A 14,980-nucleotide genomic window follows, 5' to 3' on the forward strand; every position below is an offset into this window, starting at 1 on the left:
GTCCAACCCCTCCATCCCAGGAACGTTAACCGGCGACCTTCTCGCTTACCGGCGCGGACTCGTCGGCCTCGACGGCGGGCTCCGAAGCCGGCTTGCCGGCGCCGATCCCGGCCATCGCGAACGCGCCACCGCTGCTGCCCGTGGTGGGCGACAGGTCGTAGCCGCTCTCGGCGTGCTCGGCGATGTCGATGCCGTCGACCTCGGCCTCGGCGGAGACCCGGAAGCCGATCGTCTTGTCGATCACGAAGCCCAGGACGAAGGCGACCACGAAGGAGTAGACGGTCACGATCAGCGCGCTGATCGCCTGCTTGCCGAGCAGCGTGGCGTCGCCGCCGACGAACAGGCCGTCGGTCTCCACCAGCGAGCTGACCGACGCGGTGCCGAACAGGCCGATCCAGAGGCAGCCGATCCAGCCGCCGACGAAGTGCACGCCGACCACGTCGAGCGAGTCGTCGTAGCCGAGGCGGTACTTCAGGCCGACCGCGAGGGCGCAGACCGCGCCGGCCACCACACCCAGCAGCACCGCTGCGGCCGGGGTGATGAACGCACAGGCCGGGGTGATGGCGACCAGACCGGCGATGGCGCCGGAGGAGGCACCGACCAGGGTCGGCCTGCCGTCGCGCACCCACTCCACCACGATCCAGCCGAGCAGCGCCGCGGCGGTGGCGACCTGGGTGTTGATGAACGCCAGCGCGGTGACCCCGTCGGCGGTCAGCTCGGAGCCGGCGTTGAAGCCGAACCAGCCGAACCACAGCAGCGCGGCGCCGAGGGCGACCATCGGGACGTTGTGCGGCTTCATGCTCTCGCGCGGCCAGCCGACCCGCTTGCCGAGCACCAGCACCAGCGCGAGGGCCGCGGCACCGGCGTTGATGTGCACGGCGGTACCACCGGCGAAGTCGAGCGCGCCGATGTCGCCGCCGATCAGCCCGCCGCCCCAGACCATGTGGGCGACCGGGAAGTAGACCAGGGTGGCCCAGCCGAACGCGAACAGCAGCCAGCCGGCGAACTTCGCCCGGTCGGACAGCGCGCCGCTGATCAGCGCCACGGTGATGATCGCGAACATCATCTGGAAGGCGATGAAGACGTAGATCGGGATGCCCGTCTCGCCCCACAGGTCGTTCTCGCCGACGAAGGTCTTGGTGCCCAGGTACTGACCCAGGTCACCCCAGAACTTGCCGCCCTCGCCGAAGGCGACGGTGAAGCCGTAGAAAAGCCACAGGATGCTGACGAGCCCGATGGACGAGAAGCTCATCATCATCATGTTCAGAACGCCCTTGGACCGGTTCAGGCCGCCGTAGAACAGCGCGAGACCGGGGGTCATGAGCAGCACGAGGGCAGTCGAGACAAGCAACCAGGCAGTGTTCCCGGTGTCGATCTCCACGCTGCCTCCTCTCGTTGTCGTATTCCTCCCTCCGACTGAAGACCTGGCAGCATCGCCCGTCAGCCGGTTGCGCGGAAGCTTTGTCGCCGGCTGTTTCCTTCAGCGACACCGCGCGATTTCCGACGCGTGACGGGTTGTTTCCGGCGTGTGAAGAACGCCGATCTTGCTCAGCGGAGCGCGGCCTCCAGCTGGTGCCGCTCGTAGTCGAGCAGCCGCAGGTCGCGCATGGGACGACGCAGGTGACCCTTGTGGACGATCCGGACGAACGCCGGCTCACCGGCCGCGGCCATCCGCCGGATGCCCTCGACGTGGTCGACGATGCGCTTGCGGATGGTCCGGATGAGGCGGTGCCGGTCGCGCGGGATCAGCCCGTACGCGTCGGCGAACAGCCGCAGCCGGCGCGCCCGGTCCGGGTGCTTCCAGCCGAGCGTTATCGAGTCGCGGTCGGAGAAGATCGGCACCCAGGTCCAGGCCGCGTACGCCACGTCGTAGATGCGGGCACCCGGCGAGGCGAGGTCGAAGTCGATCAGACCCAGCGTGCCGTCCGGCCGCCAGATCACGTTGTGCGGCGCGGCGTCGTGATGGCAGATGACCTCGGTGTCCGGCGGGGGCGGCCCGAACGAGCGCCAGACCGCGCCGGGCGGCGGGGTGAAGCCGTATTGCGCGTCGTGGAACATCCGCAGCATGGTGGCCACCGTGACCAGGGCCTCGTCGGTCACCCAGTGCGGGGCCAGCGGGTACTCCCCGCACTCCCCCTCCAGGTACGACAGGACCTCCCGGTTGCGCTCGTCCATGCCGAGCGCCCGGGGAGCGCCGGTGAAGCCGACGTACTCCAGGTGGCGCAGCAGCGCGTGCACGGAGGGCGTCCACGGGCCGGCGTTGCGCCGGACCGTGTCTCCCACACGGACCACGGTGCTCACGTTCCCGCCGTGCAGCGGGATCTCCTGCGAAGTCACGTACGGTCTCCCGAGGCGTGGCGACGGGTGGCTGGGGTCGCGCCACCCCGCGTAGGCGCGATCGTCAGTCGTCACGGGAGAGGCTACGCGTCCCGGGCGAGCGGCTCGGTGCCGAGCAGCGCGTCGACGAACTGTGCCGGGTCGAACGGGGCGAGGTCGTCCTTGCCCTCGCCGAGGCCGACGAGCTTGACCGGGATGCCGAGCTTGCGCTGCACGGCGATCACGATGCCGCCCTTCGCCGTGCCGTCGAGCTTGGTCAGCACCACGCCGGTGACGTTCACCGCCTCGGTGAAGACCCGCGCCTGCTCCAGCCCGTTCTGGCCGGTGGTGGCGTCGAGGATCAGCAGTGTCTCGTCGATCGGGCCGTGCTTCTCCACCACCCGCTTGACCTTGCCCAGCTCGTCCATCAGGCCGACCTTGTTCTGCAGCCGGCCGGCGGTGTCGATGAGCACCGTGTCCACGCCGGTGTCGATGCCGCGCTTGACCGCGTCGAACGCGACGCTCGCCGGGTCGGCGGCCTCGGGCCCGCGGACCGTCTCGGCGCCCACCCGGCCGCCCCAGGTCTCCAGCTGGTCGGCGGCGGCGGCCCGGAACGTGTCGGCCGCGCCGAGCAGCACGCTGCGGCCGTCCGCGACGAGCACCCGCGCGATCTTGCCGCAGGTGGTGGTCTTGCCGGCGCCGTTGACGCCGACCACGAGCACCACCGCCGGGACGCCCTCCTTCGGCGCGGTGCGCAGCGAGCGGTCCAGCGTCGGGTCGAGCGCGTTCACCAGCTCGGCGGCGAGCAGCGCCCGCAGTTCGTCACCGGTACGGGTGCCGAGCACCCGGGTCCGCTCGCGCAGCCGGTCGACGATCTCCCGGGTGGCGTCGATGCCGACGTCGGCGGTGATCAGGCTGTCCTCGATCTCCTCCCAGGTGTCCTCGTCCAGCCGGTCGCGGCTGAGCAGGCCGAGCAGGCCCTTGCCGAAGACGTTCTGCGAGCGGGACAGCCGCGACCGCAGCCGGACCAGCCGGCCGGCGGTCGGCTCCGGCACCTCGACCGGGGGCGCCTCGACCGGAGGGGCGGGCGGCGCCTCGACCACCACGCCGGTGGTGAGTTCCGCCTCCGGGGCCTCGACCGGCGGGCCGGCCAGGTCCTCCTCCGTCCGGGTGTCGACCTCCGTGCGCGGCAGCGGCGGCTGCGGGCGCCGGCGCAGCCGGGGCACCACGAGGCTCAGGCCGCCGATGATCAGCACGCCGAGCAGGGCGAGAGCGACGAGGAGGTATTCCGTCATGCCCGAAATCCTGTCAGATGGCGGCGACGGCGTCCCACTCACCGCCTCGGCACGCGAACAACCTGCGGGTACGCTCGCACCGGAAGGCGTACCGCAACCGCCGGCCGGGTAGGGAACAGCCGAAACGATCTTGTCGGAGGTGGATGTCGTGCCCGGTTCCCGCCTGCTCATCGGCCCGTTGCTGCGCCGGGTCGTCGACACGCGGGCGACCGTCTGGGTGGAGACCAGCTCGCCCGCCGTGGTCACCGTCCGCACGGCCGACGGCGCCACCGGCAGCGCGCCCACCTTCTCCGCGTACGACCACCACTACGCGATCGTCGTGGTGACCGGGCTCACCCCGGACAGCGCCACGACGTACGAGGTGCTGATCGACGACGAGGTGGCGTGGCCGCTGCCGGACTCGTCGTTCCCGCCCAGCGTGATCCGGACCCGCGCGCTCGACGACGCCGACCAGCCGGTGCGCCTGCTGTTCGGCTCCTGCCGGGAGACCACCCAGCACTCCACCGCGCGCAAGCTGCCGCCGGACGCGCTGGACGCGTACGCCCGGCGGGTGATGGCCGCGCCCGAGCAGGCCGTGCTGCCCGACCTGCTGGTGCTGCTCGGCGACCAGGTGTACGCGGACGAGACCTCGCCCACCGTGCGGCGGCTGCTCAAGCGGCGCCGGAAGCGGCCGAAGGACGCCCCGGCGACGCAGGTGGTCAGCTTCGACGAGTACACGAAGCTCTATCTGGAGTCGTGGCGCGACCCGGAGATCCGCTGGCTGCTCTCCACCGTGCCGAGCGTGATGATCTTCGACGACCACGAGGTGATCGACGACTGGAACACCTCGCAGTCGTGGCGCGCGGACATGCGCGAGCAGCCGTGGTGGGCCGAGCGGATCCGCAGCGGCCTCGCCTCCTACTGGGTCTACCAGCACCTGGGCAACCTGAGCCCGGACGAGATCGCCGCCGACCCGGTGTACGCGAAGGTGATCGCCGCCGAGGACGCCACCGGTGTGCTGCACGAGTTCGGCGAGCGGGTCGACAAGGAGGCCGACCTGGCGCACGACACCGAGCGCTGGCGGGCCGTGCAGTACCAGTGGAGCTACGCGCTGGACCTGGGCCGCACCCGCCTGGTCATGCTGGACAACCGGTCCAGCCGGGTGCTGCTGCCCGGCAGCCGGGCGATGCTGCCGCCGGGCGAGTGGTCGTGGTTCCTCGACCAGGCGCACGGCGAGTACGACCATCTGGTGGTGGGCAGCTCGCTGCCGTGGCTGCTGCCGCCGGGTATCCACCACGTCGAGGCGTGGAACGAGCGCCTGGCCGACTCCAGCCGGCAGTGGGTGGCCCGGCTCTCCGAGCAGATCCGCCGGGCCCTGGACCTGGAGCACTGGGCGGCGTTCCGGCGCTCGTTCGAGGCGCTGGGCGAGCTGTTCGCGCGGCTGGGCAGCGGCACCGCGCCGCGCACCGGGGCGCGGGTGGGCGCCGGGCCGGCGTACGCGCGACCGGCGTCGATCAGCGTGCTCTCCGGCGACGTGCACCACTCGTACGTGGCGCGGGCCCGCTTCGCCGACCGCGACGTCCGCACGCCCGTGCACCAGCTCACCTGTTCGCCGATCCACAACCAGGTGCCCGCCGGCATGCGACCGCTGATGACGCTGGGCTGGAATCCGGGGCCGGCCGGGGCAACCCGGGCGCTGGCGCGTTCGGCCGGGGTACGCCGCCCGCCGGTGCGCTGGCGGAAGCTGGCCGGGCCCTATTTCGGCAACGCGGTGGCCACGCTGACCCACCAGGGGCGCAAGGCGGCCGTGGTGATCGAGGGCACGACCAGCGACGGCGAGCTGCGGCCGGTGGCGCACCAGCAACTCAGCGACGGGGACTGAGTACCCTCTGAGCGTGGACGAGACGCTGCGCGCCGTGGAGCACGAGTTGACCGCGTTGCTGCGCAGGGGCCGGGCGTTGTCCTGGGAGATCGCCCGCGAGGTCCACCCGAACCTGGAGCCCAACGCGTACGGCCTGCTGCTCTGGCTGCGCCGCTCCGGCTCGATCCGGCTCACCGACCTGGCCGCGAAGCTGGGCATCGGCAAGGGCACGCTCAGCCGCCAGATCGGCGGTCTGGAGGCGCTGGGCCTGGTCAGCCGCGACCCGGACCCGACCGACCGGCGGGCGGCCCAGCTCAGCCTGACCGACGAGGGCACCCGGCGGTTCGACGCGGCCCGGGCGGCCCGACTCGGACAGATACGACGTTCGCTGGAAAGCTGGCCGCAAGAGGACGTGGCGGCCTTCGCCCGGCTGATGCACCGCTTCAACGAGTCGTTCTAGCCCCCGGCGGGAGGGAACAATCCCGGCCCGGCCCTGGTTGTTGCTCAAGGCAACGACTTCGGTTGCCCGAGGCAACCTTCTCCCCCATACGGAGGCAACCCACGATGACCCAGGCGACCGCGCCCGTGCGGGCGACCGCCGTCGACATGTCCCACCGGCAGATCCTGGAGGCGCTCTCCGGCCTGCTGCTGGGCATGTTCGTCGCGATCCTCTCCTCCACCGTCGTCTCCAACGCGCTGCCACGGATCATCACCGACCTGCGCGGCGGCCAGTCCGCGTACACCTGGGTGGTCACCTCGACGCTGCTCGCGACCACCGCGACCACGCCCATCTGGGGCAAGCTGTCCGACCTGTTCAGCAAGAAGCTGCTGGTCCAGATCTCCCTGGTGGTGTTCGTGCTGGGCTCGGTGCTCGCCGGGCAGGCACAGACCACCGGCGAGCTGATCGCCTGCCGGGTGGTGCAGGGCGTCGGCGCGGGCGGCCTCACCGCCCTCGCCCAGGTGATCATGGCGACGATGATCGCCCCGCGCGAGCGCGGCCGGTACAGCGGCTACCTCGGCGCGGTGATGGCAGTCGGCACCATCGGCGGCCCGCTGATCGGCGGCGTGATCGTGGACACCTCCTGGCTCGGCTGGCGCTGGTGCTTCTACGTCGGCGTGCCGTTCGCCGTGCTCGCACTGATCGTGCTCCAGCGGACGCTGCGCCTGCCGGTGGTCAAGCGCGAGGTGAAGATCGACTGGTGGGGCGCCACGCTCATCACCGCAGCCGTCTCGCTGCTGCTGGTCTGGATCACCCTGGCCGGTGACCGGTACGACTGGATCTCCTGGACCAGCGGCGCGATGGTGGCCGGTGCGGCGGTGCTCGGCGTGCTCGCCGCCCGGGTCGAGACGCGTGCCGCGGAGCCGATGATCCCGCCGCACCTGTTCCGCAACCGCACCATCACGCTCGCCGTGATCGCCAGCATCGCGGTCGGCGTCGGCATGTTCGGCGCCTCGGTGTTCCTCGGGCAGTACTTCCAGATCAGCCGCGGCGCCAGCCCCACCATGTCCGGCCTGATGACGCTTCCCATGATCGGCGGCCTGCTGGTCTCCTCGACGGTGGTCGGCCGGATCATCACCGCCACCGGCCGCTGGAAGAGCTGGCTGGTCATCGGCTCGGTGCTGCTCACCGCCGGCTTCGCGCTGATGGGCACCATGCGCGCGGACACCCCGTACTGGCGTCTCGCCGTGTTCATGGCGCTGATCGGCCTCGGCGTCGGCATGAGCATGCAGAACCTGGTGCTCGCCGTGCAGAACACGGTCCGCCCGGACGAGCTGGGCGCCGCCAGCTCGGTGGTGGCGTTCTTCCGCAGCCTCGGCGGCGCGATCGGCGTGAGCGCGCTCGGCGCGGTGCTCGGACACCGGGTCACCGGCTACCTGGCCGACGGCCTGAGCCGCCTCGGCGTCCCGGCCTCCGGGTCCGGTGGCGGCGGGCTGCCGGACGTGCACACGCTCCCCGGCCCGGTCCGCACTGTGGTCGAGGCCGCGTACGGGCACGCCGCCGGTGACATCTTCCTGGCCGCCGCCCCGTTCGGGCTGCTCGCCCTGATCGCCGTGGTCCTCATCCGGGAGGTGCCGCTGCGCCGCAGCAACGCCGAGCCGGTCCCCGCCGTGCGGGAGACGGCCGAGGTCGTCCCGGCCGGAACGAAGGACTGACGATGGACGCCGCGGAACGCGAACGGTACGGCCCGCGGACCCGTCCGCTGCCCTACGAACGGGGTACGGACGGGCCACGGGTGGTGCTCGTCGGCGTGGACGGCAGCCGCACCTCGATGCGTGCCGCCGCGTACGCCGCCGGACTGGCCCGGCGGCAGGGCGCCACGCTCGTGGCGGTGTTCGTCAGCTCGCCGGCCACCTACAGCGCGATGCTCTCCGGCGTGGTGGCCGGGGCGGTCCAGCAGACCCACGACGAGCTGGCCGACGAGCTGCGCGCCGAGTGCCGACGCGGGGCCGAGGAACTGGACCTGCCGGTGACGTTCCTGTGCCGGCGCGGCGACGCCTACACCGAGCTGTGCCGGGCCGCCGACGAGCACCGGGCCGACATGGTGGTGGTCGGCTCGTCCGAGCAGGCCGGGCACAAGCTGGTCGGCTCGGTCGCCACCCGGCTGGTGCGTACCGGCCGCTGGCCCGTCATCGTGGTGCCCTGAGGGTGTAAGGAAGGGCCCCCCGTTAACGCCTCGCGTTGTACAGGGGGCCCCTCTTAACATCTGCGCCCATGACCTGGACCGTTCCTGAGATCGACCGCCGCCACGAGCCCTACGTCGCCGACGAGCGCACCATGCTCGAAGGCTGGCTCGACCACCATCGCGACACCCTGGTGCACAAATGTGCCGGGCTGACCGCCGAGCAACTGCGTACCCGAAGCGTGGAGCCCTCCGGGCTGACGCTGCTCGGCCTCGTCCGGCACATGGCCGACGTGGAGCGCTGGTGGTTCCGCGTCCGCGCCACCGGCCAGGAGCTGCCCGACCTCTACGACTACGACGCCGACCCGGACGCGGACCTCAACCATGTCGCCGACGCCGACCCGGCCGAGGCGTTCGCCACGCTGCGCGCCGAGATCGAGGCGGCCCGGGCGGCAGTGGCCGGCCTGCCGCTGGAGCACACCTTCCACCACCGCCGGGGCGACGCCACGCACGAGATCAGCCTCCGCTGGGTGTACGTCCACATGATCGAGGAGTACGCCCGGCACAACGGCCACGCCGACCTGATCCGGGAACGCATCGACGGCGTCACCGGCGCCTGACCCGGCTCAGTACGCCAGGGCCGCCCGCAGGTAGCGCAGGTCGGCCGGGCCGCTCCACCGGTGCGCGGACAGGCCGGCCACCCGGGCGCCCGCCACCGCGCGGTCCTCGTCGTCGACGAACAGCACCCGCCCCGGCGGCGTCCCCAGCGCCTCGCAGGCGGCCTGGAAGTACTCCTTGGCCGGCTTGTGCACCCCGACGACCGAGGAGTTCACGATCACGTCCAGCTCGCCGGTCAGGTCCAGCGCGGCCAGGTCGGCGTCGAGCAGGTCGGTGGCGTTCGTGCCCAGCCCGACCCGGATGCCGCCCGCCCGCACCTCGCGGATGAACGCCAGCACGTCCGGGTCGACCTCGCCGCGGTAGCTCTGCCACTCCTGGACCGCGGCGCGGGCCCGGTCCGCGCCGACCACGGGGGTCAGCGCGTCGGCCACGCTCACCATCCACTGGGCGTGGCTGACCTGGCCGGTCAGCACCGGCTGGAGCAGCCCCCAGGACATCGCGATCTCACCGAGGACCCCCTCGGTCAGCCCGTACTCCCGCTCGACGCCGGCGGCCACCGCCGGATCCCAGCGGCGCAGCACGCCGTCGAAGTCCACCAGGAGCGCCGTGGCGCGTTCCCGACTCACTCGCTCGTCACCTGTTCCTCGTCGTCGGCCCGGTTGAGCCGCTGGCTGATCACCTGGGTCACGCCGGCGCGCATGGTCACCCCGTAGAGCGCGTCGGCGATCTCCATGGTCCGCTTCTGGTGCGTGATCACGATCAGCTGGCTCTTCTCCCGCAACTGTGCCAGCAGCGTGATCAGGCGGCCCAGGTTCACGTCGTCGAGCGCCGCCTCCACCTCGTCCATGATGTAGAACGGGCTGGGCCGAGCGCGGAAGATCGCCACGAGCATCGCCACCGCGGTGAGCGACCGCTCCCCGCCGGAGAGCAGCGAGAGCCGCTTGATCTTCTTGCCCGGCGGACGGGCCTCGACCTCGACACCGGTGGTGAGCAGGTCCTCCGGGTCGGTGAGCACCAGCCGGCCCTCGCCGCCGGGGAACAGCACCGTGAAGACCTGCTCGAACTCCCGGGCCGTGTCCTCGAACGCGCTGGCGAAGACCTCGAGGATCCGGTCGTCCACGTCCTTGACCACGGTGAGCAGGTCGCGCCGGGTCGCCTTGAGATCCTCCAGCTGCTCGGAGAGGAACTTGAAGCGCTCCTCCAGCGCGGCGAACTCCTCCAGCGCCAGCGGGTTCACCTTGCCCAGCAGGGCGAGTTCCCGCTCCGCCTTCGCGGCCCGCTTCTCCTGCACCGGGCGCTCGTAGCGCACCGGGTCCGGCACCGGACGGCCGTCTTTCTCGGCCAGCGCCACGTCCGCGTCGGTGGGCGGGACCGGCCGGTCCGGGCCGTACTCGGCGACGAGCGTGGCCACGTCGAGGCCGAAGTCCTCGGCGGCCTTCGCCTCCAACTGCTCGATGCGCATCCGCTGCTCGGCGCGGGCCACCTCGTCACGGTGCACCTGGCTGGTGAGCCGTTCCAGCTCGGCGGCGAGGCGCTTGGCCGCGCCGCGTACCTCGGACAGCTCGGCCTCGCGGGCGGCGCGTTCGCGGGCGACGGCGTCGCGGTGCTCCTCGGCCCGGGCGATCGAGACGGTGAGCCGGCTCAGCGCCTCCCGGGCGCCGCCGACCACGGCCCGGGCGATCTGGGCCCCGCGGGTGCGGGCCGCGCGGCGGGCGGCGGCGCGCTCCCGCGCCGCCCGCTCGGCGGTGGCCTGCCGGGCCAGCGAGTCGGCCCGCCCGGCGATCGAGGCCACCCGCTCCTCGGCGGTACGCACGGCGAGCCGGACCTCCATCTCGTTCTGCCGCGCCTGCGGCACCATGGCGGCGAGCTGGTCGCGTTCCTCGGTGGACGGTTCGGCGTCGATCGGGGTCGCCTCGGCCAGCCGCAGCCGTTCCTCCAGCTCGGCGAGCGCGGCGAGATCCCGTTCCCGGGCCGCCTCGGCGCGGGAACGGGACTCGCCCAGCCGGTCGGTCTCCGCCTTGGCCGAGCGGGCGGCGGCGCCCAGTTCGGCGAGGCGGCGCGCGGCGGCGTTGCGGTGGCTCTCCGCCTCCCGCTTGGCGGCGGCGGCGTGCTGCACGGCCTCCTTGGCGGTGGCCACCTCGGCGCGCGCCTCGGCCAGTTGCTCCCGCAGCTCGGCGGCGGTGCGTTCGGCGGTGGCCCGGTTGGCCCGCGCCTCCTCGACGGCGGCCTGCACCTCGATGAAGCTGGGCGCCTTGGCCGACCCGCCCGCAGCCGCGTACGCGCCGACCACGTCGCCGTCCGGGGTGACCGCGCGCAGCTCCGGGTTCGCCGCGACGAGCGCGGACGCGGCGGCCAGGTCGTCGACGAGCGCCACGTCGCGCAGCGCCCGGTGCACGGCGGGGCGGATCGCGGCCGAGCACTCCACCAGGTCGGGGGCCCAGCGGGTGCCCTCGGGCAGCTTCGGGCGCAGCGCGTCGGCGGAGCCGTCCATGCCCGGTCCGGCGGGGCTGCCGACGAGCAGCCCGGCCCGCCCGGCGTCGGAGATCTTGAGCAGCCGCATCGCCTCGACCGCCTCGTCCACGCCGCTGACCGCCACCGCGTCGGCCAGGCCGCCCAGCGCGGCGGCGAGCGCCGCCTCGTCGCCGGGGGCGACGGTGAGCAGCCCGGCGAGGCTGCCGAGCAGGCCGGGCACCTGGTCGGCGCGGGCCAGCAGCTCACCGGCACCGTCCTTGCGGCGCAGGCCCATGGCGAGCGCCTCCTCGCGGGCCTTCCAGGTGGCGGCGTCCTTCTCGGCGGCGCGCTCCCCGTCGGTCAGGCTGCGCACCGCCGCCTGGGCCCGCTCGTGCACGGCCACCGCCTCGTCGTGCCGGGCGTCCAGGTCGGCGTTGTCCCGGTCGGCCTCTGTGGACTGCTCGGCGACCGCGTCCAGGTCGGCCTGCGCCTTCTCGGCGCGGCCCAGCGCGTCGGTGTGCGCGGCGGCGAGCCGTTCGATCTCCTCACCGGCGCTCGTGGTCCGCGCGCGGGCGGAGTTGACCTGGCCGGTGAGGCGGGCCAGCCCTTCGCGCCGGTCGGCGATCGCCTTCGCGGCGGCGACCAGCTCCCGCTCTGCGGCGGCGAGCTGGCGTTCCAGCTCCTGTCGGTGCTCGACCGCCTCGGCCAGGCGGATCTGGTCCTCGGTGAGCGCGGCGCGCAGTTCCTCCTCCTGCTCGCGGATCCGCCGCGACTCCGCCTCCAGCTGCTCCGGGTCGCGCCCGGGGCGCTCGTCGTCGCCGGCGGCGCTGAGATGACGCAGCCGCTCCCGGGCCAACTGCTCGATCGAGCGGAACCGCTCCTGGAGCGCGGAGAGGCGGTACCAGGTGTCCTGCGCCGCCGCGAGCAGCGGGGCGTCCTCGGCCAGCGCCGCCTCCAGCTCGCCGAGGCGGCCCTGCACCTCGCCGTGCTCGGCCTCGATCAGCTCGCGCCGCTCGCGCAGCGCGGTCTCGTCGGCGATCTCCTTGTCCAGCGTGGTCCGCAGCGTGTGCAGGTCGTCGGCGAGCAGCCGCAGCCGGGCGTCGCGCAGGTTGGCCTGGATCGCGGCGGCGCGGCGGGCCACCTCGGCCTGCCGGCCCAGCGGCTTGAGCTGGCGGCGCAGCTCGGCGGTGAGGTCGGTCAGGCGGTTGAGATTCACTTGCATCGCGTCGAGCTTCCGCAGCGCCTTCTCCTTGCGCTTGCGGTGCTTGAGGACGCCCGCCGCCTCCTCGATGAACGCCCGCCGGTCCTCCGGCTTGGCGTGCAGCATGCCGTCGAGCCGGCCCTGCCCGACGATGATGTGCATCTCGCGGCCGATGCCGGAGTCGGACAGCAACTCCTGGATGTCCAGCAGGCGGCAGGAGTCGCCGTTGATCTCGTACTCGCTCTCGCCGGACCGGAACATCCGGCGGGTGATGGAGACCTCGGTGTACTCGATCGGCAGCGCGCCGTCGGTGTTGTCGATGGTGAGGGTGACCTCGGCCCGGCCCAGCGGCGCCCGCCCGGCGGTGCCGGCGAAGATGACGTCCTCCATCTTGCCGCCACGCAGCGCCTTCGCGCCCTGCTCGCCGAGCACCCAGGCGATGGCGTCGACGACGTTGGACTTGCCGGAGCCGTTCGGGCCCACCACGCAGGTGATCCCGGGCTCCAGCTTCAACGTCGTGGCGGAGGCGAAGGACTTGAAGCCCTTCACCGTCAGGCTCTTGAGATGCACCTTCTCGATCCTCGTCCGGTGGCCGCCGTACCGTCGCCGGCTGCGCGGACCTGGTGAACCCGCAGACTAACCCGGGACCGCGACGTCGCCGCGACGCGACCCACCCGACGCCCGCGGTGTCCGTTTTCCGCCCGGCCGTCGCGGAGGGAACGGAAATGCATGATCACAATTACCGGGCGCAATTCCGGGCGGTTCGCAAGATCGAGAATTACGGCGGGAACCACGAAAAGGGGTACGCACATGGCTGCGCGCCGGCACTTGAGTGTCGGCGCGCTTTTCGGTGTGGTGCGATTCAGTTTTCCGGCGACTGGAGATCAGGTCAGCGCGGGCTCGGCAAGACGGAGGAGGTCGTCGGCCTCCGCCGCTGCCGCCGCGAGCCGATCGTTGTCGGCACGCAGACGCGTGATCTCGAACTCCAGTGCCTGAACCCTGGCACGCAGACGGGTGACCTCGTCGAGCAGACGCCGGTCGGGCGCTGCACTTACGTGGCCGTAGAGGGCCTTCGCCATGCTGAACTCCTTGATGTGCGCTGCCGGAAAGGCCGGCCAACGCGCGCCCATGATGTTCGCGGCTGCCATTCCCGTTGCATCGGGGCATGACTGGGCGCGACTGGCGACACCTACATATTGAGCCGAAAACCCCTCCGGCGTCAAGTTGACCAAGGCCGTAGATCATCTCCACGTCGGCCGGTCCACTCGTCAGGGGGCTGCCAGAAGGCGCGGACACGCTCTGTCCGGACGCCTTTACTGTACGCCCGGAACGCGCGAACGCCGCACCCTCCGAGCCCGCTTCGCCTTAACTCTTTCTTAGCCACGTTGCCGCAGCTCCGGACGCGCCCGTAGCGTCACCCCGGCCCGCAACCGACCCGTGGAGGGGACAGGCGTGTACCGCTGGAACGACCCGATCGACCCGGAGGGCACCGCCCGACGCCCCGAGCAGCCGACCGACGAGGGTCCGGCGTGGCTCAGCGACCGGCCCGAGCCGCGGTCGTCGTACCTGTTCGGCGACGGTACACAGCAGCCGCCCCGCGACCGCTGGAACGGCGAGGAGCAGCCCACCGCCGCGTGGCAGGGCGAGCAGCCCGCGTGGCAGGGCCGGCAACAGCCGGCGGTGTGGCAGGGCCAGGAACAGCCCACCGCCTGGCACGGTCACGAGCAGCCGGCCGCCTGGCACGGTCACGAGCAGCCGGCCGGCGGCTGGGAGCAGCCCACCGCGACCTGGCAGCCGGCCACCGACACCCCGGCCGACGAGCGGCGGCGCCCGAAGCGGCGCCTGTCCCGGCCGCTCGTGATCGGCGGGGCCGCCGCCGCGGCGACGCTCGTGGTGAGCCTCGGCGTGGGCGCCGTCCTGCTGCCCGGCGGCGACCAGGGCACGAAGCGCACCTCCGCCGACGCGCCGGTGGCCGCCGCGCCGCAGGGGCCCGAGGGCACCGAGGAGGCGCCCGCCGACGTGCTCGCCCCGGAGCCGGCCAGCCCGTCCGCCGTACCGACCACCGCCGCGCCGAGCCCGACGAAGAAGGCCACGCCGAAGCCGAGCCGCAGCACCGCGCCGTCACGGCAGCAGGAGCGCAGCAGCGCCCCGGGCGGCGGCTCGTCGAGCGGCGGCACCGGGGGCACCGGCACCAAGGCCGCCGCCACGACCGGGCTCAGCGCCGAACTCCAGCAGGTCGTCACGATCGTGAACCAGGAGCGGGCCAAGGCCGGCTGCAAGGCACTGACCGTGAACGCCAAGCTGAACCTGGCCGCCCAGCGGCACAGCCAGGACCAGGCCGACCACAAGAAGATGGACCACACGGGCAGCGACGGCAGTCAGCCCTGGGACCGGGTCAAGGCCGCCGGTTACTCGTACAGCATGGTGGGCGAGAACGTGGCCTGGAACTACCAGACCCCGGCCGCGGTCATGGAGGGCTGGATGAACTCCGAGGGCCACCGGAAGAACATCCTCAACTGCTCGTACACCCAGATCGGGGTGGGCGTGGCGCGCAGCAACGGGCCGTACTGGACGCAGGTCTTCGCCACCCCGCGCTGACCGCGCGTCGTGACCGACCCGGCGCTCGTTGACCCATCGG

General features: G+C 72.7%; 12 protein-coding genes. 6 read left to right on the forward strand and 6 right to left on the reverse strand.

Translation table 11 applies throughout. The annotated features are described in order from the left end of the window. Window positions 1-25: 25 nt before the first annotated feature. The 3 genes from ACGFIA_RS02025 to ftsY all read right to left on the reverse strand — a co-directional run bounded on the left by ACGFIA_RS02025 (window position 26) and on the right by ftsY (window position 3,611). A complete protein-coding gene (locus ACGFIA_RS02025; protein ID WP_357390540.1) occupies window positions 26-1,381 on the reverse strand; it encodes an ammonium transporter in 1,356 nt (451 codons plus the stop codon). A 167-nt stretch (window positions 1,382-1,548) separates the two neighbouring features. Continuing rightward, window positions 1,549-2,412: an aminoglycoside phosphotransferase family protein gene (locus ACGFIA_RS02030; protein WP_355015018.1), complete on the reverse strand. Its 864-nt coding sequence runs from the start codon at window positions 2,410-2,412 to the stop codon at window positions 1,549-1,551. A gap of 8 nt (window positions 2,413-2,420) precedes the next feature. Then, window positions 2,421-3,611, reverse strand: coding sequence for a signal recognition particle-docking protein FtsY (ftsY, locus tag ACGFIA_RS02035; protein WP_357390537.1), 1,191 nt, complete (start codon window positions 3,609-3,611; stop codon window positions 2,421-2,423). A gap of 148 nt (window positions 3,612-3,759) precedes the next feature. On the opposite strand from ftsY, the gene ACGFIA_RS02040 reads away from it, so the two are divergent. From ACGFIA_RS02040 to ACGFIA_RS02060, 5 genes are all read left to right on the forward strand, one after another. Further along, complete coding sequence (locus ACGFIA_RS02040) at window positions 3,760-5,472, forward strand: alkaline phosphatase D family protein (protein ID WP_357390535.1); 1,713 nt, start codon at window positions 3,760-3,762, stop codon at window positions 5,470-5,472. 13 nt (window positions 5,473-5,485) lie between these two features. Next, window positions 5,486-5,911, forward strand: coding sequence for a MarR family transcriptional regulator (locus ACGFIA_RS02045; RefSeq protein ID WP_357467268.1), 426 nt, complete (start codon window positions 5,486-5,488; stop codon window positions 5,909-5,911). A gap of 104 nt (window positions 5,912-6,015) precedes the next feature. Then, window positions 6,016-7,605: an MDR family MFS transporter gene (locus tag ACGFIA_RS02050; RefSeq protein WP_357467264.1), complete on the forward strand. Its 1,590-nt coding sequence runs from the start codon at window positions 6,016-6,018 to the stop codon at window positions 7,603-7,605. Between the two features lie 2 nt (window positions 7,606-7,607). Beyond that, window positions 7,608-8,096 carry a universal stress protein gene (locus ACGFIA_RS02055; protein ID WP_357390529.1) on the forward strand — a complete coding sequence of 163 codons (489 nt, stop codon included), beginning with the start codon at window positions 7,608-7,610 and terminating at the stop codon, window positions 8,094-8,096. A gap of 68 nt (window positions 8,097-8,164) precedes the next feature. Continuing rightward, window positions 8,165-8,692, forward strand: coding sequence for a DinB family protein (locus ACGFIA_RS02060; RefSeq protein ID WP_357390527.1), 528 nt, complete (start codon window positions 8,165-8,167; stop codon window positions 8,690-8,692). Window positions 8,693-8,698: 6 nt separating this feature from the next. On the opposite strand, the gene ACGFIA_RS02065 is transcribed toward ACGFIA_RS02060, so the two are convergent. The 3 genes from ACGFIA_RS02065 to ACGFIA_RS02075 form a co-directional block, all read right to left on the reverse strand. After that, window positions 8,699-9,316 carry an HAD-IA family hydrolase gene (locus ACGFIA_RS02065; protein WP_357390525.1) on the reverse strand — a complete coding sequence of 206 codons (618 nt, stop codon included), beginning with the start codon at window positions 9,314-9,316 and terminating at the stop codon, window positions 8,699-8,701. Then, entirely contained in the window at window positions 9,313-12,912 is a 3,600-nt protein-coding gene (smc, locus tag ACGFIA_RS02070; RefSeq protein ID WP_357467258.1) for a chromosome segregation protein SMC, read from the reverse strand. The genes ACGFIA_RS02065 and smc overlap by 4 nt, the downstream gene beginning before the upstream one ends. Window positions 12,913-13,226: 314 nt before the next feature. Further along, window positions 13,227-13,421: a hypothetical protein gene (locus ACGFIA_RS02075; protein ID WP_013284566.1), complete on the reverse strand. Its 195-nt coding sequence runs from the start codon at window positions 13,419-13,421 to the stop codon at window positions 13,227-13,229. A 373-nt stretch (window positions 13,422-13,794) separates the two neighbouring features. On the opposite strand from ACGFIA_RS02075, the gene ACGFIA_RS02080 reads away from it, so the two are divergent. Further along, window positions 13,795-14,940 carry a CAP domain-containing protein gene (locus ACGFIA_RS02080; RefSeq protein ID WP_357390111.1) on the forward strand — a complete coding sequence of 382 codons (1,146 nt, stop codon included), beginning with the start codon at window positions 13,795-13,797 and terminating at the stop codon, window positions 14,938-14,940. The last annotated feature ends 40 nt before the right edge of the window (window positions 14,941-14,980 follow it).

It is taken from the genome of Micromonospora sp. NPDC049203 (assembly GCF_043197215.1).
In the GTDB taxonomy this organism is placed as follows: domain Bacteria; phylum Actinomycetota; class Actinomycetes; order Mycobacteriales; family Micromonosporaceae; genus Micromonospora.